Source organism: Capnocytophaga sp. oral taxon 380 str. F0488, assembly GCF_000318255.2.
Classification (GTDB): Bacteria; Bacteroidota; Bacteroidia; order Flavobacteriales; family Flavobacteriaceae; genus Capnocytophaga; species Capnocytophaga ochracea.
Genome location: NZ_KB291210.1, coordinates 52,830 through 69,516 on the forward strand (window position 1 = coordinate 52,830; position 16,687 = coordinate 69,516).

General features: G+C 42.4%; 23 protein-coding genes. 7 read left to right on the top strand and 16 right to left on the bottom strand.

What is annotated here, in order from left to right; all coding sequences use genetic code 11:
• Positions 1–75 precede the first annotated feature (75 nt).
• Genes HMPREF9078_RS07375 through HMPREF9078_RS07420 form a run of 10 tightly spaced genes read right to left on the bottom strand, consistent with a single transcriptional unit; the run spans position 76 to position 7,073 of the window.
• Positions 76–510, bottom strand: coding sequence for an N-acetylmuramoyl-L-alanine amidase (locus tag HMPREF9078_RS07375; RefSeq protein WP_009420072.1), 435 nt, complete (start codon positions 508–510; stop codon positions 76–78).
• 6 nt (positions 511–516) lie between these two features.
• Complete coding sequence (locus HMPREF9078_RS11325; RefSeq protein ID WP_009420073.1) at positions 517–1,557, bottom strand: hypothetical protein; 1,041 nt, start codon at positions 1,555–1,557, stop codon at positions 517–519.
• A gap of 17 nt (positions 1,558–1,574) precedes the next feature.
• Complete coding sequence (locus tag HMPREF9078_RS07385; RefSeq protein WP_009420074.1) at positions 1,575–2,444, bottom strand: hypothetical protein; 870 nt, start codon at positions 2,442–2,444, stop codon at positions 1,575–1,577.
• A 1-nt stretch (position 2,445) separates the two neighbouring features.
• Positions 2,446–2,904 carry a hypothetical protein gene (locus HMPREF9078_RS07390; protein WP_009420075.1) on the bottom strand — a complete coding sequence of 153 codons (459 nt, stop codon included), beginning with the start codon at positions 2,902–2,904 and terminating at the stop codon, positions 2,446–2,448.
• Positions 2,897–3,739, bottom strand: a complete 843-nt coding sequence (locus tag HMPREF9078_RS07395) for a hypothetical protein (protein ID WP_009420076.1) — start codon at positions 3,737–3,739, stop codon at positions 2,897–2,899. The genes HMPREF9078_RS07390 and HMPREF9078_RS07395 overlap by 8 nt, the downstream gene beginning before the upstream one ends.
• A 3-nt stretch (positions 3,740–3,742) precedes the next feature.
• Positions 3,743–4,063: a hypothetical protein gene (locus HMPREF9078_RS07400; RefSeq protein WP_009420077.1), complete on the bottom strand. Its 321-nt coding sequence runs from the start codon at positions 4,061–4,063 to the stop codon at positions 3,743–3,745.
• Positions 4,041–4,616, bottom strand: coding sequence for a phage holin family protein (locus HMPREF9078_RS07405; protein WP_051035609.1), 576 nt, complete (start codon positions 4,614–4,616; stop codon positions 4,041–4,043). The genes HMPREF9078_RS07400 and HMPREF9078_RS07405 overlap by 23 nt, the downstream gene beginning before the upstream one ends.
• Before the next feature lie 16 nt (positions 4,617–4,632).
• Positions 4,633–4,866 (bottom strand): hypothetical protein, encoded by a 234-nt coding sequence (locus HMPREF9078_RS07410; protein ID WP_009420079.1) that lies wholly within the window; start codon positions 4,864–4,866, stop codon positions 4,633–4,635.
• Between the two features lie 3 nt (positions 4,867–4,869).
• Positions 4,870–5,166, bottom strand: a complete 297-nt coding sequence (locus HMPREF9078_RS07415; protein WP_009420080.1) for a hypothetical protein — start codon at positions 5,164–5,166, stop codon at positions 4,870–4,872.
• Positions 5,166–7,073, bottom strand: coding sequence for a tape measure protein (locus HMPREF9078_RS07420; protein WP_009420081.1), 1,908 nt, complete (start codon positions 7,071–7,073; stop codon positions 5,166–5,168). The genes HMPREF9078_RS07415 and HMPREF9078_RS07420 overlap by 1 nt, the downstream gene beginning before the upstream one ends.
• Before the next feature lies 1 nt (position 7,074).
• Between HMPREF9078_RS07420 and HMPREF9078_RS07425 the strand changes: the two genes are divergently transcribed.
• Positions 7,075–7,386 (top strand): hypothetical protein, encoded by a 312-nt coding sequence (locus HMPREF9078_RS07425; RefSeq protein ID WP_009420082.1) that lies wholly within the window; start codon positions 7,075–7,077, stop codon positions 7,384–7,386.
• 135 nt (positions 7,387–7,521) lie between these two features.
• On the opposite strand, the gene HMPREF9078_RS07430 is transcribed toward HMPREF9078_RS07425, so the two are convergent.
• The 6 genes from HMPREF9078_RS07430 to HMPREF9078_RS07455 form a co-directional block, all read right to left on the bottom strand.
• Positions 7,522–7,812: a hypothetical protein gene (locus tag HMPREF9078_RS07430; protein WP_009420083.1), complete on the bottom strand. Its 291-nt coding sequence runs from the start codon at positions 7,810–7,812 to the stop codon at positions 7,522–7,524.
• A 59-nt stretch (positions 7,813–7,871) separates the two neighbouring features.
• Positions 7,872–8,288, bottom strand: a complete 417-nt coding sequence (locus HMPREF9078_RS07435; RefSeq protein WP_009420084.1) for a hypothetical protein — start codon at positions 8,286–8,288, stop codon at positions 7,872–7,874.
• 42 nt (positions 8,289–8,330) lie between these two features.
• Positions 8,331–9,497, bottom strand: a complete 1,167-nt coding sequence (locus tag HMPREF9078_RS07440; RefSeq protein WP_009420085.1) for a DUF2586 family protein — start codon at positions 9,495–9,497, stop codon at positions 8,331–8,333.
• The gene (locus HMPREF9078_RS07445; RefSeq protein ID WP_157453566.1) at positions 9,497–9,778 is read right to left on the bottom strand and encodes a hypothetical protein; all 282 of its coding nucleotides are present in this window, start codon (positions 9,776–9,778) and stop codon (positions 9,497–9,499) included. Before HMPREF9078_RS07445 ends, HMPREF9078_RS07440 begins: the two co-directional genes overlap by 1 nt.
• Before the next feature lie 82 nt (positions 9,779–9,860).
• Positions 9,861–10,871 (bottom strand): hypothetical protein, encoded by a 1,011-nt coding sequence (locus HMPREF9078_RS07450; protein ID WP_009420087.1) that lies wholly within the window; start codon positions 10,869–10,871, stop codon positions 9,861–9,863.
• Positions 10,872–10,904: 33 nt separating this feature from the next.
• Complete coding sequence (locus tag HMPREF9078_RS07455) at positions 10,905–11,888, bottom strand: HK97 family phage prohead protease (RefSeq protein WP_009420088.1); 984 nt, start codon at positions 11,886–11,888, stop codon at positions 10,905–10,907.
• 194 nt (positions 11,889–12,082) lie between these two features.
• On the opposite strand from HMPREF9078_RS07455, the gene HMPREF9078_RS07460 reads away from it, so the two are divergent.
• From HMPREF9078_RS07460 to HMPREF9078_RS07485, 6 genes are read left to right on the top strand one after another with little or no spacing between them, the layout of a single operon-like run.
• The gene (locus HMPREF9078_RS07460; protein ID WP_009420089.1) at positions 12,083–12,679 is read left to right on the top strand and encodes a DUF6046 domain-containing protein; all 597 of its coding nucleotides are present in this window, start codon (positions 12,083–12,085) and stop codon (positions 12,677–12,679) included.
• Complete coding sequence (locus tag HMPREF9078_RS07465) at positions 12,679–13,644, top strand: hypothetical protein (RefSeq protein WP_009420090.1); 966 nt, start codon at positions 12,679–12,681, stop codon at positions 13,642–13,644. Before HMPREF9078_RS07460 ends, HMPREF9078_RS07465 begins: the two co-directional genes overlap by 1 nt.
• A complete protein-coding gene (locus HMPREF9078_RS07470) occupies positions 13,641–14,132 on the top strand; it encodes a hypothetical protein (RefSeq protein ID WP_009420091.1) in 492 nt (163 codons plus the stop codon). Before HMPREF9078_RS07465 ends, HMPREF9078_RS07470 begins: the two co-directional genes overlap by 4 nt.
• 2 nt (positions 14,133–14,134) lie before the next feature.
• Complete coding sequence (locus HMPREF9078_RS07475) at positions 14,135–14,608, top strand: hypothetical protein (protein ID WP_009420092.1); 474 nt, start codon at positions 14,135–14,137, stop codon at positions 14,606–14,608.
• Complete coding sequence (locus HMPREF9078_RS07480) at positions 14,601–16,190, top strand: hypothetical protein (protein WP_009420093.1); 1,590 nt, start codon at positions 14,601–14,603, stop codon at positions 16,188–16,190. The genes HMPREF9078_RS07475 and HMPREF9078_RS07480 overlap by 8 nt, the downstream gene beginning before the upstream one ends.
• Positions 16,187–16,672: a hypothetical protein gene (locus HMPREF9078_RS07485; protein ID WP_009420094.1), complete on the top strand. Its 486-nt coding sequence runs from the start codon at positions 16,187–16,189 to the stop codon at positions 16,670–16,672. The genes HMPREF9078_RS07480 and HMPREF9078_RS07485 overlap by 4 nt, the downstream gene beginning before the upstream one ends.
• Positions 16,673–16,687 lie beyond the last annotated feature (15 nt).

A 16,687-nucleotide genomic window follows, 5' to 3' on the forward strand; every position in this document is an offset into this window, starting at 1 on the left:
GTGTGTAGGTTTCTACTTTTTTGGTTTTGCACCCTACGAGGGCAAGGAACGCTAATAATAATAGGGTTAATTTTCTCATTTGCTAATTGATTTATATTCGTCTTTGGCGTTGAAGCAAGGGCAGGCTTTAGCTACTCCTGGGAAGTCTCTATGACCTAATATTTCGGCTTCGGGGTAGAGGGCTTTAAGCTCGGTGAGGAGCTTCTTTAAGGCTTCTTTTTGGGCAGGGGTACGGGTATCTTTGGGTTGAAGGTTTTTTTTATCTATTCCTCCAATGTAACAGATACCTATGCTATCCTTATTGTGGTTAGTGACGTGAGCAGGTATCTTGTTCACGTCTCTGCCTAACTCTACGGTACCGTCTAAGCGGACAATGTAATTGTAGCCGATCTCATTAAAGCCTCGTTGTTTGTGCCAAAGGGCTATATCTTTGGCGGTGTGGTCTCTGCCCTCTGGTGTAGCGGAACAGTGAACTACTAAGTAACGGATGTTGCGGGTGCTTTTTTTCATTTGGTTCTATTTAAGATTTATGATTTCAATATATACTTTATTTTTACAAGCGTATAGATATATCCTACTTCCTGTTTTTCCATTACATATAGTATCTTCTGTAAGGTAGACAAGTTCTACTTCACTTCTTATACTTTGTAAGGTAATCTCTCCTTCATCAAAAGTCTTGAAGTATTGTAAACAAGCAAATGTATTTTTCAAAGGGTCTAAATCAATGAAGCAAGAAGATTCAATATACAACATTCTTCCAAAGTTACCATTTTCATAAGCAGAGATTCCAGTAGTGCCTGATTGAGGAGGATGGTACTCAAATGCAATATATCCTAACCTTTTAGTATCAGAATACCAAGCTAATGGCTCCCATTTACCTTCATCTGGAAATTCATTATTTTCATCAGAAGCCCTCACTAAAAGATGGTCATTTTCATATTCAGAATTATTAACAATTCGTTTACAAAACTCTAAAGATGTAATATTTCCACCTCCTCTAAAACTTAGTAAAATACCTTGACCTCCATAGAAATTATATGAACCCGATTGTCTTCCTCCTTTATTTTCATTAGAAATTTCAATTTCTCCAATATTACTTTTCCAAAAATTTTCTTCAGAAGGAATAGATGGCTTCTCCTCTATCTCACTCCATTTATGTTTATGATTCTTGTCAGCTTTATCATCAATCTGTTTTTTTAAGTCTTGTGCAGTACCTGTGAAGTTACCTTTGGGTAATAGCTTTGAAGTGTCAGTGGGGTGCAGAGCGTCCAACTTCTCTTTATATTCATTAGTAAAGTCATTTGAACTTAATTCTTTACCCTCTACCTTATCCACTTTTTTGTCAAAGAGAGCTTTGTGTGCATTGCTATCGTTTAGGTGATTATTCAATTGTTCAGCTGAAGCCGTGCCTTCTACGAGTTTATCCAAGCCCTCTACGCTTTCCATTGGTATCTTTTCGCTCTTGTGCCAAAAACTATCTAACCAAGCCCAAAACTGTTCTTGCGTTGGTTTTTTAAGATTAGAGAACCATTGCTTTAATGTTTCTATTGTTGTCATAATATCTTGTTTTCTAATTAAAATCCTACATACTCAATAAACTGTACTACTCGGTAAGGTGGCATATTGTTGTGAGGCTGGTCGCCACCCGTACCTGCCGAGGTACGCGTCATATCATATCCCTTGTTATCATCGTCTGTTTTTTCTGATCCTATATTGCCTGGTATATATACACTCCCCCAGGCCTCTGAATAATATATATCATTGTAATTGTGAGTGTGCAAAGGCATTTCGGCTATGGTGAGTCTATGAGAGCGTTCTCCACCAGACTTTAACAAAGTGTTAAATTGGTAGTCTTGCGAGTCGTCTTTGGTTTTTACATAATCTGGATCGAGACCTATTGGCATTTTACCGCGTAGGTTCACGTACTCACGCCAACCTGCAGGTATTTCTGAGGCAGGCTTGCCCCATAAGGCAATCAGCCCAATAGGCACCGCTTGCTTTTGTTTTTTGAGTTTTTCTACTTCATCTTTTAAATCTTTAAGGGCTTGTTTTTCGGCTTTATTTTCCCCTAATTCTTGTAGGTTAGTAACTCGTTGAAAGTCTGCCCAATTGAAAGTCTTCTCAGGTACTGACCTACCAAAAGCCACAGTTCTAATGGTTTCTAATGGGCGTAAAAAACCATCCTCAAAGGTTACCTCATTTGTTATTTCTTTGATAAATACGGTATCGCTCTTGGCGCCTCCTTCAAAGGGGAAAAGTTCCCCATTAATAAATACAGTACCCGACGAAAGAGTATTGCCCGACTGCTCACATCCAGAAACAATCACCTTATTACCTGCAAGGTGTCCAAAGTGGTTAAATAGGCTGTAGGCATTTTGCATAAAGGCAAGAAAATTCACATCGAAGGGATATCCTGCCTCGTGGGTTAGGTTTAATTTGTTCATATTATTCAATTCTTATGGTCCATCTTTTACCAGCAAGTTTATAAAAATTCACGAGAGCTTCGAGCTTGTAGAAGTCGTATTCTAAATCTCGTGGAAGGACTACTATAAAGTCCACTCCTCCATCAATATAACTGCCTCGTTGGTATAGGAATATTTTGCCTAAGTACAGTGGTTTGTTAGTACTGCGGGGGTAGATGTAGATGCGTGCATTCTGTTTGCCGTCCTCGATATTAATATCCCTTTTCACCTTGTCAAACTCATCATTAAGAGCCTTACGCAAATAGCATACTTGGCTGTTATGTGCCAAGTTGTATAAGTCGGATTCGCGAGCTTGCTGAAATTGGTAAAGTAGTTTATTCAAGGGTATTGCCAACGCACGTAACCACGCTACCATCTTCGGCTTGCGTAGGAAGGTAGGTGTTAGCAGTACAAGCAGTTTGTCAATATTGAAGTTATACATTGCTTATGTAGGTTATATCGTTATAGTTGTCTATCGTAAAGTAGCCTGCGGTGGGTATCTTGCTTATTTCAATGGTTTCAAAAGCCCCATACTCGCCACTACTGGTGATGTTCTTACTTTGTGCCAATACCAAATGCGGGATTTTCACTCCTTCGGCTTGTTGAAGCGCGTCAATAAGGTGCGCTAAGACCAATTCACCATTGAAAGGCAACCTTTTTAAGTAGCTTTTTATAGTCTCTTCTACTGGTTTGGTTGCTTTAGTTATACTTTGCCCATTACTATCGAGCACCAAAGGGTCATAGACAATTTTCATTTGTAGGTGCAACACATCGGGCTGATAGTTCACCACTGATAGGCGTACACCTGCATCTTTTATCTCTTGCAAATACGCCTCAAAGCTCTTTCGTTGGACATCGGTAATAGGTTGCAAGGTGTCGCCTTGTTCACCTGCTATCTTAACTATAAGCCTACCCTCGTTCTTACTCTCCACCACTGCTGAGTATTTTATAATCTTACTCGCCTCTATCTGCTCCTCTGTTAACCATTGATTATTGTATTTATCACTGTCGTGAGCGAGGTAATAACCATACTGAAAGGCAAGGGCTTTACTTCTATACCAGCGTGCAGTATGAGGTTTTAATTCCGTAAGGCGTTTATCAATATCTGTCCTATGTAAATCGAAAAGCTTCTCCAAACTCCATATAGCCACCGAGATAATATATACCCACAGCCGCCATATAGCTACTTTGGAGGTGCTGTTGAGGTTTTCCAATGCGGGTTCTTGCGCCTTTTGAGCGTAGATGAGTTGCTGAATATCTTGAATACTTCTTGCCATAAGTTATTGTGGTAGAAAATAATCTTTTGTTACTATAAAATCTAAGTTAATAGCCCATATACTAATACCTTCTTGTCGTTCAAACACTTGTTCATCTTCTTTGGTAAAGGCTGTCGCGGGCTGTAAGTTCTTAGCGGTGTAGTAGGCTAAAATATCTTTGTTAGTGAACACTTCAACGGATAGTGCTAATATTTTGCTTGCCTGCACATCATCAGTAATATTTAAGGCATTAGCTTCGGCTAATTCAAAGACGCTTTCTATTGTGCCCGTGTGTTGCAAAGCGAGGTCAAGGAGGCTTTGATTATGTAGGACTGTTATCTCCATTATCTTGGTTATTTAATTGCCCGTGAGGCTCTTCTTCTAACTCAAAGGTCTTATAGAACTTCTTATTGATTATCTTGAGCAGTACTTTAGCGAAGCGAAAGCCTAAGCTTTCTAAGTTCTCTAAGAGGCTCACTACTAATTGCCATATAATGGCGATGAGCATTACCCAATAGAGCCAGTGAAAGGGATCGAACTCAAAACCTCCAAGACTTGGAAACTCTACATTAGCCGAGAAGGTATGCAGTATATAGATAGGCACAAGATAGGTCGCTATCTTCAACAACATACGCCCGAACTTGCGACTCTCGTGTTTTTCACCTCGCTTGCGGGAGGCTTGTACCCCCGTTATCCATTCAAAAATGAGCAATACCACATAAGCGGTAAGGAATAGGTGATTGAATCCAAAGAGGAAATGTATTGTAGCAAATAGTAATGATAGTATAACGTCCATTTTGATAAATAGCATTGAAAAGGTGTGACCAAAAGCTGAGCGTAGGAAGTCTTGAGAGTCCCTAAAACCAAAGCCTTGTAAGATGTAGTTGAGTTTTGTCATATTGTTATTTTGTTTTTTAGCTAATTGTGCCTTTTCCTGCACTTGTAGTTGCTCCCGTTTGAGCGGTGGCAGTACCTGCTGTGCTTACGGGTATACCCGCGCCTACTGTTACCTCTCCACTCTTGACGAATGCATCAATAAGGCTTGCCAAGCGTTCGGCATACTCTTCCATTGAGGCATCTGTTTTAGTAAGCATATCTTGTTGCAGGCGGATAATGCCTTGTTTGAGTTGTTCTTTGTTTAGAGCCATAGATTAATTGCTATTATAGGTTCCGTCAATAAGTAATTTTCCTCCCTCTTGTAGGGCTACATCATTAATTTGCATACCGTCGTATTCCAATTGCTTTTTTACCTCAATAAGCATCTCGGTATAAAGGTCGTCGGCGAGCATTTGAGCAATACCCACACCTACTTCGGGGTGCTCTTTCCACTCACCTTTCTCGGTAGTGAGTATAGCCATTTGTTGCTGGTTATCGGAGTAACCTATCTCAAAATCACCATCCGCCGATAGGCGCAAATCATTGTTGTTGTCTATAAGTATATCTTTCATTAGGCTGTTTGCATTTGGTTTACACTGTTCACAATTCTCAAAAGCTCTTCTTTCAGTTGCGCCCCAAAGTTTTCTACACCCTCCCTCACAGAGGATACATATACCTTAGTGTCAGTGCCTAAGTTGCCTATCTGTATGTTGATATGGGTTTGACGTGTTCCTCCCGTTACGATATTGTCTTTAGTTTTAGCTCCTTCACCCGTCGTTGGCGTGGTAGCTTCTCCTGTTATAGGGCTTATTCCTGCAGGACTGCTTTCGGTTTTCATACCCAACTTGCCCATTAGGTCATCTTTTACACTCGAAATGCTTTTAAACTCTAAAGAGTCCCACGCTTTGCCGAAAGCTTCTTTGGCTTTGGCTCCTGCCTCTCTTGCTTTCTTATAGCCCTCTGCTACCGATTTGGCACGTTCTTGCAAGTCGTTTTGTATTTGACTTATCATCGCTTGGTTCTCTTTACTATCTCCCAAACCTACAGCCTCTTTAAACTTATACCAAGCCAACTTACAAAGGTCTACTCCTGCCATAAAAGCGTTGATAGCTGTGTTCCAATATGCCTTAAATCCAAGTATAAAAGCCTCCCACAGATACTTCATTCCTTGTACGGTGTTATCCCACGCTTTACCCCAACCGCTTACACCCACAATGCAATAGGTGATAATAGCAATAAGAGCAATAATACCCGCTATAATCCACGTTATAGGGTTTGCCAAAAAGGCGAGGTTTGTCTTTATCACTGCCCACGTTAGCCTATTTTGCCAAGCGGTAGCAATAGCTGTGTAGGTGTTGTGCAATATCAATGCGGTCGTGAATATACCTATAGCACCTGCAATAAGCCAAATAACGGGGTTTCCTTCTTGGAATTTCTGAATAAGCCACCCAATACCCTGGCCTATGCTTGAGAAGACTGCCGACATAAACTCTACCAAGGGACCAAGCATAGGGCTAATAGCTTCATATACTTTTAAAGCAAGTTCAGTAATGGAGTCCATCATTTTGTTAAACTTACCGCTGAGAGTTTCTCCCGCTTTCTCTGCGCCTTGATAGAAAATTCCTTGCTTGTCGGTTGCCCATTCAAAGGCTTGTGCCAACTCTTGAGCTGAGATACCTCCTTGACTCATTCGCTCTTTAAGTCGCGCCATACTTTCCCCCGTGCGTTCGCTTATCACCTGCAAGGGGTTGAAGCCCGCGTTTATCATCTGCATTAAATCCTGCCCTTGTAGCTTGCCTGCCGAAGTAGCCTGCGCAAAAGCAAGCGATAGACTCTTCATCTTTTGAGCATCACCCATAGCTATATCGCCGATGTTCTTGAGCTTGCCAAATGCAAACTCGGAGGAAAGCCCGAAGGACATCATTGTCTTCTGCGCTTCAATAAGTCCTGCCTTGTCGTAAGGCGTTTTTACGCCATAATCGGAGAGCTGAGCATATAAGGCTTTGGCTTTTTCTACATCACCACGAAGCAAAGTAGTAATATTGGCTTGTTGTAGGTCAGCTTCCATACCCTTTTTGATACTTCCTCCTATCACAGCTCCCGTCAATATTAGGGGGTTCGTAGCTATCCCAGGCAGGCTGTTCAAAGCATCCGAAAACCACGTTTTGAGCCTACTTCCATTGAGAGTTTGTAGCTTAGTAACACTGCGCTCTAACTTATTAATCTCACTGTTGTACTTACGAATAACCGAAAGGCTACCTATAGGCAACAAATCTCGCTCGGCTTTGAGTAAGGCTATTTTCTGTTGCAAAGTATGTACAGACGTGCCCATTTGGGCAAAGCCACGAGAGACTTTTTTCTGTACATTCTCTAATTCGGCAAATTTTTCTAATATTGTATCGTTATTTATGCCAATTTTTTGTAACTTTGCACTGACAAAGTCTTTAAGCGTTAATGTATATTCTAAAATATTTGCCACAATGAAAGTCTTATTAATTTTCTTTAACCTACTTGCCTCTATTGGCTTATTGCTACTTATTAGTGCGGGGTTGTTCTATGGGATTGCTCTCCTTGGTGTGCCTTTCTATGCTACCTATAGGGCTTTTACCGAGAAAGAGCCTATTACTAAAAGGAAATACACCACCACAGCTATTGCAAGTGCAGTTTTCTTTTTCCTTATAGCGATACTTACCCTTATGCTCTCCAAAGGAGCCGAACAAGCAAGAGAACGTGAAAGACTACAACAAACTACCTATTATACTACTTGTATTGTTCCGCCTCTTTCTGCCTAAGCCACTCTAATTCTTTCACTCTCATAGCCCACTGGGTATCGGAGAGGGTGTCGGGATTGGTAATGTGCATATAGTAACGCAAGGAAGCGTTAGTGATGCGAAGCCAATCCCTATCCTCTTCTATCTCCGCATCACTTAGAGCTTTTCCAAGGTAGCCTCTTTAATCTGTATAAGGTCGGGCAGTTTACTACTGGCGGCGAGAAACAGCGTGTCATCTGTTTTAATCTCCTCATCGCCCCCAAGCCAACAGTTATTGAGTACTACCTCGTTGAACTTCAGCGGGTCCTTGGTTGCCAAAGTAGAGGCATAGCTAAGGGTTTGTCGGTCGGGCGTACGCAAATACGCTTTTTTGCCCTCAATATTCAGCACGTACACATCGCCGTACTGCTTTTTCCATTCTTGTATTTGTTGTTTAGTTACGTTCATTTTAAACTGCTTTTAAAAGGTTTTTAAATTGCCTACGGATGCTACCCGCCCCGTGTGGCTCACACTTGTCTCTTTACATCTGTAAAGAGGATAGGGAGCTCTATAATCATATTCTTATCGCCTTGCTTCATTCCCTTTTTCACTTCGGTAAATTCCACGTGCTTGAGAATATCGGTGACTATCTGTCCGCCGTCCAAGGGCACGTAGGAAGCGACAAGGTCAAAGCTAAGCCCAAGTATATCGTTGTTGGGCGCATCGCGTGTCATTGCCTCAAGCTCGCTTTGCCAAAGGCTAACTTTGCCTTCAAAGCTACGGTTGCCTGACACAATTCCGTGAGGTTTGCACCCACGCCCATATAGCAAGTCTTTCTCACGCTTTTCGGTATATTCCAGCTCCGTAACTCCTATGAGGATACGCCCAGCAAAAGCGATAGAGAGTTCACACCACGCATATTGTTTACTGTTGAATGTTGCCATTTTTTCTAATGATTAATGATTAATTATCAATGGTTAATTACCTTACGGCGTAACTGTTGTAGTAAAGCCAATATTTACTTCTATAAAGTCGGCATAACCTACGGGTAACAGTTTGATACCTATCACCACTTTGCCCGTTTGTAGTACACGTTGCTTTGGGTCTATATCAATCTTTACAGCCGAAAGCTCACCCTGCGATACCATTTGGCTTTGCAAGGTACTCTCAAGTTTGGTTTGCCAACCTTTGATAATAGCGGGGTGAATACTGCCGTCTTCGGATAGTAACACCTCGTCGCTGAGTTCCTCTACCAATACTCCATAACTTAGGAGCATTGCTTTGTCCATTACAAGCCCGTTGCATAGGCTCTTAAAGTCGTCGGTGGGTTTGGTAAGGGTATTATCGCCCGAAAAGTAGTATCCCGAACGCCCTACAAAGGTGCGAAAGAAGATATACCCTTTGTCGTCAAGCGCGTCCCATTGGTCGGCTTTGCTGTCGATAGTGGTGCCGTCAGTGAAGTATGCTACCAAGGGTAATACGCTGCCGTCCTTCACGCGGTGAATTTTGCGCTGTACGGGTATTTTGGTTATTTTGCCTAAAAATAAACCAACTGATGCTTCTTTCTCCTTATCATCATTCCCAATAAAACAAGCTACTTTGTTGAGTTCGTTTTCGGAGAAATTAGTAAGGTCGGCTACTTTGCCGTTCCAACTATTGCCCGACACTAACACTCTAAAAGGCATATACTTCTTTTCAAAGTGTTCGGCAAGGGCTTGACCTTTCACTACGGCTGTCTGCACATCGGCATCTAAACCTGCGGTGATAGTCTCGCTACCAGTTGCTTTTTTCACTACCCCAAGCACGCGGATAGCCCCTTTGGCATCAGCTATGAGAGTTGGGGCAAAAGCACCGTCTTTGTCAAGCATTGCCGTCATAGTAGTGGCATCTGATACGAGCATTACCCATATAGGGGTACCCGTAGGGGCTTGGTCATAAAACGCTTTTACGTGCTTATAAGCAAAGGCGTTTTCAGTTTCTGAAATTCCCAAAGCTACAGCTTCTTTTAGTGAGAATACTTGGTACGACTTGCCCAATTCTACTTTATTGCTCACCGTAACTCCCGTTGTGATAAGCCCAGTAGTCTTTTGTATAGCCGTAGTTCTGCCTAAGCCGTCTTTGGCAATATTGAATAATACTTTAGGTAATGCCATTATTTTTTAGGTTTAAAAAAGTTGAATTTTGAAGTATCTGTTACAGTCTCACCTTCTGACTCGTCAGAGTTTTCAGATTTTTCAGTTTTGTCTGGTGTTTCTGTTACTACTTTATCTTCTAACTCATTAGTATAGCTCTCCACTGTGCTATCCTCTAAGGTTTGTGCGTGGTTTTGTGCATCTTTTTTTAGTAAGAAGAGGAAACCATCGGAGGTAGCATAGAGCTCTTTTGTTGCTTTGTTTTCATCAAAATATTGTTTTGCTTTTTCTGCTGTTGTCATTGTATTTTGTTTTAAAGTTAATATAGGAGTAGGGTGAGGTATGGATACCATTAAGCTCGTCCGCTCACCCTACTATATATTCCTATAAGATTGCTCCTAAATATTTAGGGTTCTTGGCGCGGATAACCCCTACTAAGGCACGTTGTGCGAAGGAAAGAGTGTCAGCTTGTAACCCAGAGTCACGAAGTGTGGGATACATCTCTACATCGCCGAAACAACGGAACACCTCGTCGGTAACCCATACGATAGACGATTGCTTGTCATCGGTGTCTTTGGTCGCCCCGAATGGTTTCTTCTCACCTGTTTTGGTATATAGAGGCGTTTGGTTGTAACGGAACACCTTAATGCCGTACATTTGGTTTTCGTTCATAATATCCTTGTAGAGGCGTTTATCCTCTTTGCGGATACGTGCAAAGTGGTCGGCATTGAGACAGATGTTAATGCCGTCGTAGATGTCTTTGCCTTCCAAAAAAGACTTGATGTCGATGATAGCGTCAATCACCGAGTCGGAAGCGGCGAGGTTGCACACCTTGTTCCAAGCGTCATCTTTTTTAGGCGACCACGCGTAGGCGGCACGCTTGCCGATGTTCTTAGCCAGTGATACGCGGTGTCGTTGTATCACGCTGGAGCGTTTGTCGTAAGCAAGCTCAATTTCCTGCAATTGGCGGTGACGAGTTTGCTCAGTAGAGTAAGTGTGTAACACTACCTCGTTAGCTATATCGGCAATGTCGGCAACAGGTAGTGGGTTATTAGCTGTGGCAAAATAGTCTTCGTGTACAGGAGGCTCCACGCCTGCTTCGGCAAGGTGTAGCTTGTTATGTTCTACGTATTGCGACAAATCCACACTCTGGTGTACAAACGAATTGTCGGGGATAGGGTTTTCTTTAATGCCCGCTATCCATACTTCGGTTTGAAGCCCCTCCATTGCAATACCCTTAAAGAGTTCTGGGGCTATGTACTGGGCTACGGTGGAAGTTGCCACGATAGTTGTAGCCACCAAGGGTACTGAGGCACCCAAAGCTGGGGCGATAAAAAGAGAGGCAAGGAATGCCAAAACCACATTAATACATAATGCTTTTAGTGATAATTTCATACTGTTTTAAATTGTTTTTAAAGGGTTATTAAATTACTTTTCGGTGTAGCGTACCCCATTGGCGTACTCTTTAGCTAAGCGGGCATACTCTTCGGGTTCTTTGTCTCGGATAGCTCGGAGCCTTTCGGGGTTTTTCTTTTGCAAATAGTCAAAGCTCTCATCGGCAGTACCTGTTGGTTTTGCTCCTGCTCCCAACACTACCTCACGTACGGTGTTAGCCTTTCCTTGCTGTGTATTCTCAGCTTCTTTGTTGGCTACAAGTTTAGAGAGTACGGCTTTTTGTCCATCAAAATCTGCTTCAAACTGCTTTAGCTGACTTTTTTTGAGAGCTTCCGGAATAAGTCCTAAGCTAATAGCTTTGTCAACTAAGGTAGTAGCTTCGACAGTGCGGGTAGCGGTAATAGTCTTTTTCAAAGCTACTATTTCAGCTTCTGCATTTTCTTTGGCGGTTTTTAGATTATGTAAGGCACTTAGTACTGCCTCTTCTTTCACATTTTCGCCCATACCCAAGGCAAGGGCTATCACTTTAATATCCATATTGTTTGATGTATTATTAGTTACTATTTTTTTGAGTTGAAAAGGTTTTCCATCTTTCGAGAGCTTCAAAGCGTTGTCGTTGCCTCCTATATCAACAATGGAGATTTCCACAAGCTTGCAAGCGGTTACAGTCTCATAGACTTGTCCTTCTAAGATGTGTTGTGGTTCGGTAGATACTTCTTGTATTTCGGCAAACATTGAAGCCATACGTATATAGCCACGTTCCACCTTTCCTGCTATCTTCTTAGCGAACTCGTCTTGCTCGTCAAACTCCACTTCTGCTATAAGAGTAGTTCCCTCCTTGTATAGTTTGGTACAACGCCCGATGACTTCACTACCCTTATAGGCATTAACACCTCTTTCGTGCATAAAGAGTACAACGGGGTTGCGCATATATTGGGCGTAGTCAATACCGTCAGTAAGGATACGGTAGCCATAGCTGTTTACATTTTCAGTATTGATGATAAATTGGTGTTTCATTAGCAAATGGGTGTTAGTTCATCTTATAATTCTGGTGCAAAAGTCAGCAGGTTTTTGTCGATATAAAAATCGGCATCCAAAATTTGGGCTTATTTGCCCCAAATTTTGTACTGAATTTGTCCAAACTTTGGACAGCAATTTCATTGGCTACTTTATATGTATGACCTTTGCATTGAAAATAACATCATTAACGAATGGATTTTGATTTAAAAGAACTCACCGCGCGGGCTTTTTTGGACTATGTAGGTCCAGCATTCCCCTCGTGGTGGGCTAATAATAAAAAGAAATACGTACTACCGAGTCTCTCCAATATTAGTGAAGCGCGTAGCAATGGTAGCCAATACTTTATGACCTTTAAGGTTGCCGATAAAACAGGTGTACAAACACTCTTTCCAAACGAACCTTTGGTGAGCTTTTCACTCACTAAAACCATTGTAGAGACGGCAACCGTAGGCAAACACCGCAAGGGCAAGGTAAAGGAGTACATAGCCACTGAAGATTGGCAAATTACTATCAAGGGACTTTGCATAGACACTAACAACCCCGACTTGTACCCTACTGCACAAGTGCAAAGCCTTAACCACTTGTTTGAAAAAAATGAGAGTTTGGAGGTAGTGGGCAACAAACTCTTTACCCTCTTTGATATTCGTAACATTGTTTTGAAAGATATTAGCTTTGAAGCGATGGAGGGCAAGGAGGGAATACAAAAGTATACCATCAAAGCAGTGTCGGATATGGACTTCTATGCCGAGTTAGACGAAAAACGAACCCAACTTAACAACTTATACTAATGTTTGTATTACAAGCAATTATCAAAATAGGGGATTACACCTTCAAGGCTGTACATAGTGTGAAAATCACCAAATCGGTAGACGAATTAGCCGACACCTGTACTATTGAACTACCCACCCATTTTAAAGTAGCTAAAGGAGGTGATAGCCTCTATACGGAAAAGGCTATCAAAGCAGGCGATAAGGTGAGCATTACTCTTGCTTATGAGGGGGTATATAGCGGAGTAGAGTTTGAAGGCTATGTAAAGAAGGTCAAGCCAAGCATTCCCGTAAGCATAGAATGTGAAGATGCTATGTATTTGCTTAGACGAAAAAACATCAACAAATCGTGGCAAAAGACAAGCCTTAAAGAAGTATTGCAGGAGGTAGTAAAAAACACTCCTATTGCCTTGGCTGATAATATACCACAAATGCAGTTAGACCAGTGGCTCATTCGCAATGCCAATGGTACGCAGGTATTAGAAAAGCTCAAAGAGGAGTTTCGCCTAAGTATCTTTATCAACGATGAGGGCAAGTTATACGCGGGGCTTTCGGAGCTTACTAATATAGGGCAAACAGCACGCTATGACCTCAATTACAACATCGTGACGAACGATTTGGAATATCGTACCAAGGACGAACGTAGACTAAAAATACGATATACCTACATAGATAAGAACAACAAAAAGAAAACTGTAGAAGAGGGCGACCCTGATGGCGAGTTAAGAACCTTTCACACCTCTGTAGTGAGCGATGAGGCTAAGCTACGAGATATGGCAAGAGCGGAAATGGAAAAGCTAAAGTATGACGGCTTTGACGGCTCTATAACGAGTTTCTTAGTCCCCTATGCCACACGTGGTATGCAGGCACATATTATTGACAAAGAACTGAAAGACATAGACGAGCGTTACTTCATTAAGAAGGTAGAAACTACCTTTGGGCGCAGTGGGGCTCGCCGACAAGTAACCATAGGAGCACGATTATGAGCATTGATAGAGAATTAGCCGATGGACTTCGGCAGATAGGCAAACGCAAAACCCCCACCATAGCCGTAGAGGTGCTATCTGTAGACAAAGCACAAGGCACGTGTGAGGTGAAGGACGACGAGCTACAATATACCGTGCGCTTAGCTTCAGTGATTAACGATAATGCTGAGCGGTTTTACCTGTTCCCAAAGGTGGGTAGTAGCGTACTGATTGCTTCCATTGGGGAGGACGAAAACCGCTACTATGTGGTAGCTTATAGCGAGATTGAGAGCGTTAGCTTGCGAATAGAAGAGACTCAGCTTACCATAGACAAAGCGGGGGTACATCTGCAACGCGGGGAAGTAGATTTTAAAAGCCTTTTAAATGAGTTTTTAAATGAACTTAAAACGGCAGTGATACAAACCCCCGCAGGCCCTGGCAACTTCGCCCCTAACAACGTAGCAAAGTTTGACGAGATTAATAACAAGATAAATGAATTACTACAATAGATATGGCACGACTAACCGCCGTTGAGGCAGATTATAAGAAATCACAGGCAAAGGAACTATTTGCCAAAGGCTTTAGCATTGCTAATATATCGGAAATGATAGGTATAGGCATTAAGACACTCGGCAAATGGCGAGAGGAGGGCAAATGGGATGATGAGAAAGAATTACAAACGCTTAAGCCTTCTAATATTCGCAAACTCACCCTCAAGTGTGCGCAGGCTATTGAACGGGGTGAACCTTTGCCCTATAAGGCAGATGATATTACTAAGATTGTGGCTGCGTTCGACCGAATTACAGACCATAATAAGATAGCGGTATACACTATGGAGAGCCTCGACGGCTTCTCTAATTTTATCTTAGAGAAAGCAGGACAAAGCACGGGCAAAAAGCGTGAAGCCTATATGGAGCTTATCAAAACTATACGCCCCTACTTTGATATGTTTATAACCCAATTGTTACAACGAGGAGATGACTAAAACAGAACTCAAAGAAGCTAAAGAACGTTATTTTGCGAAGTCCAAAATGATACGAGAGCTTACCTACGAGGCTATACAGAAGGAAACAGCCGACGAGCAGGAAGCACGTATCAAGCGACTTTTAAAACCAGAAAACTATGGTGAGTTTTTCGACTACTATTTTGGCTTAGACAGTGGTTTGCCCCTGGGTGATGCCAAGACTCCTAAGTTTCATATTGACGACTATATTCGTTTGTACAAGGACCCGTTTATACGCCAATTCAGAAAGAAGTTCAGAGGCGCAGGTAAGTCTATACAATCTAATGTAGGCAACATCTGTCACCTCAAGCAGAATAACCTCACCTTCTTTCCTATACTCATAGGGGCTAACGAGGGCTTGGCTAAAATACTACTATCCGACCTACAAGCGCACTTAGAAAATAACCAGAAGTTTATCAAAGACTTTGGTTTGCAACTCTCTTATGGGGATTGGTCGGATGGAGATTTTCAAACTACGGACGGCAAGCACTTCAAAGCCTTAGGGCTTAACCAACCTTTTAGGGGCTTGCGTTTTGGGATGTATCGCCCCGACTTGGCTATTTTAGACGATATAGAGGACTTGGATAGAGCCAAACGCCCCGATATGATAGAGAAGTACGGCAAGAAGATAACGGGCGATTTAGTGAAAGCCTTTCACCGCAAACGAGGAAGGCTCATCATCAACAACAACTATATCGTCAAAGATGGCATATTGGACTACCTCTATGACAAGTGGAAAGACAGCCCACACCTGCACGACTCGGTTACGAACCTTGCCACGGTGAATATCACCCGCGAGAACTATATGGATGTAGAGTGGGAGCCCTCGTGGAAAGAACGCGATACTAAGGAGGATATTATCCGCATTCTGTTCAACGATGACTACTATACCTCACAGCGGGAGGATTTTAACAACCCTATTGAAGAGGGCAAGCTCTTTAAGGCGAAAGATATTGCCTTGGTACGCATAGCAGATAATGAGGCGTGGGACGGCTTGCTTGACCATTGGGACTTGTCCTATACCGCTACAGGCGACTATAAAGCGGGAGTACTTATTGGCATTAAAGGTATTAAACTGTATGTATTGGAGGTATTCTGCCAACGTTGTGAGCTTAATTCAGCTATGGAAGTACGTGCCCAGTGGGTAAAGAAGTATCTAAAAAAAGGCTTTAATACAATGGGCTTCTTTGATGCTACTATGGCACAGAAAGCGGTGTACACCCCTATCATTATGCAAAGTGCCGAGGACAACGCTTGCCCTAATATCCCTATTGGTTTGCACCAAGAGGGCGACAAGCACAATCGCATTTCGGCGGGTATTACCAATGCGCTCTTTCGCAAAATATTGTACTGGGACGAGACTCTTCCCAAGCGTTCAGAACGTGACTACAACGCTTTTATTAAGCAGGTGCTTTCCTTTGAAAAAGGGACTACCTCACACGATGACGCCCCAGACACTTTAGAGCGTGCCATTACCCTTGCCCAACAGTATTTTGGCTACTCAGAAAAACCCTTGCAAAGCGGGCGACCTTTTATTGCTAAACACAAACGTAGAACTATATGAGTACTCCGAGAAAAGAACTATTTGTAAAAGTAAAAAAAGCCCTTGCCACTATTGAAGGCATTGAGCTGATAGACCTACAACGCGGTCAGTTTGACAATCCAGAAAACGGATACCCCGAAATATGGACTGCCACTCTCATTCAGGTAATGCCTATCACATACGAAACGATGACACAGCACGTGCAAGAGGGCGAGTGTGAATTCCATATAGACTTTTATTGCAAGGACGGCTGGACAGACCAACACTTAGGCACTGCTGATGCCGAAGAGGGGCTTATGGAGTTGGATATATTGGACAAAATCACCGATACCATACAATTCCTGCAAGGCGAACAGTTCAAGCCTGTACAACAGGTGCGAGAGGAAGAATTGCGCCTAAGTGATGATGGCATTATGAGCTATCGTATAACCTTCACCACGCGCATTTATAGGCGAACTCCGTATCCTTATGCTAACAAACGATTGCAAATCGCAAATAATTAATCATTAACAATTAAT

Bases quoted from the DNA above. Each gene is read 5' to 3' on its own strand.
- HMPREF9078_RS07375 (WP_009420072.1), bottom strand. From the start codon at position 510: ATGAAAAAAAGCACCCGCAACATCCGTTACTTAGTAGTTCACTGTTCC.
- HMPREF9078_RS11325 (WP_009420073.1), bottom strand. From the start codon at position 1,557: ATGACAACAATAGAAACATTAAAGCAATGGTTCTCTAATCTTAAAAAA.
- HMPREF9078_RS07385 (WP_009420074.1), bottom strand. From the start codon at position 2,444: ATGAACAAATTAAACCTAACCCACGAGGCAGGATATCCCTTCGATGTG.
- HMPREF9078_RS07390 (WP_009420075.1), bottom strand. From the start codon at position 2,904: ATGTATAACTTCAATATTGACAAACTGCTTGTACTGCTAACACCTACC.
- HMPREF9078_RS07395 (WP_009420076.1), bottom strand. From the start codon at position 3,739: ATGGCAAGAAGTATTCAAGATATTCAGCAACTCATCTACGCTCAAAAG.
- HMPREF9078_RS07400 (WP_009420077.1), bottom strand. From the start codon at position 4,063: ATGGAGATAACAGTCCTACATAATCAAAGCCTCCTTGACCTCGCTTTG.
- HMPREF9078_RS07405 (WP_051035609.1), bottom strand. From the start codon at position 4,616: ATGACAAAACTCAACTACATCTTACAAGGCTTTGGTTTTAGGGACTCT.
- HMPREF9078_RS07410 (WP_009420079.1), bottom strand. From the start codon at position 4,866: ATGGCTCTAAACAAAGAACAACTCAAACAAGGCATTATCCGCCTGCAA.
- HMPREF9078_RS07415 (WP_009420080.1), bottom strand. From the start codon at position 5,166: ATGAAAGATATACTTATAGACAACAACAATGATTTGCGCCTATCGGCG.
- HMPREF9078_RS07425 (WP_009420082.1), top strand. From the start codon at position 7,075: ATGAAAGTCTTATTAATTTTCTTTAACCTACTTGCCTCTATTGGCTTA.
- HMPREF9078_RS07430 (WP_009420083.1), bottom strand. From the start codon at position 7,812: ATGAACGTAACTAAACAACAAATACAAGAATGGAAAAAGCAGTACGGC.
- HMPREF9078_RS07435 (WP_009420084.1), bottom strand. From the start codon at position 8,288: ATGGCAACATTCAACAGTAAACAATATGCGTGGTGTGAACTCTCTATC.
- HMPREF9078_RS07440 (WP_009420085.1), bottom strand. From the start codon at position 9,497: ATGGCATTACCTAAAGTATTATTCAATATTGCCAAAGACGGCTTAGGC.
- HMPREF9078_RS07445 (WP_157453566.1), bottom strand. From the start codon at position 9,778: ATGACAACAGCAGAAAAAGCAAAACAATATTTTGATGAAAACAAAGCA.
- HMPREF9078_RS07450 (WP_009420087.1), bottom strand. From the start codon at position 10,871: ATGAAATTATCACTAAAAGCATTATGTATTAATGTGGTTTTGGCATTC.
- HMPREF9078_RS07455 (WP_009420088.1), bottom strand. From the start codon at position 11,888: ATGAAACACCAATTTATCATCAATACTGAAAATGTAAACAGCTATGGC.
- HMPREF9078_RS07460 (WP_009420089.1), top strand. From the start codon at position 12,083: ATGGATTTTGATTTAAAAGAACTCACCGCGCGGGCTTTTTTGGACTAT.
- HMPREF9078_RS07465 (WP_009420090.1), top strand. From the start codon at position 12,679: ATGTTTGTATTACAAGCAATTATCAAAATAGGGGATTACACCTTCAAG.
- HMPREF9078_RS07470 (WP_009420091.1), top strand. From the start codon at position 13,641: ATGAGCATTGATAGAGAATTAGCCGATGGACTTCGGCAGATAGGCAAA.
- HMPREF9078_RS07475 (WP_009420092.1), top strand. From the start codon at position 14,135: ATGGCACGACTAACCGCCGTTGAGGCAGATTATAAGAAATCACAGGCA.
- HMPREF9078_RS07480 (WP_009420093.1), top strand. From the start codon at position 14,601: ATGACTAAAACAGAACTCAAAGAAGCTAAAGAACGTTATTTTGCGAAG.
- HMPREF9078_RS07485 (WP_009420094.1), top strand. From the start codon at position 16,187: ATGAGTACTCCGAGAAAAGAACTATTTGTAAAAGTAAAAAAAGCCCTT.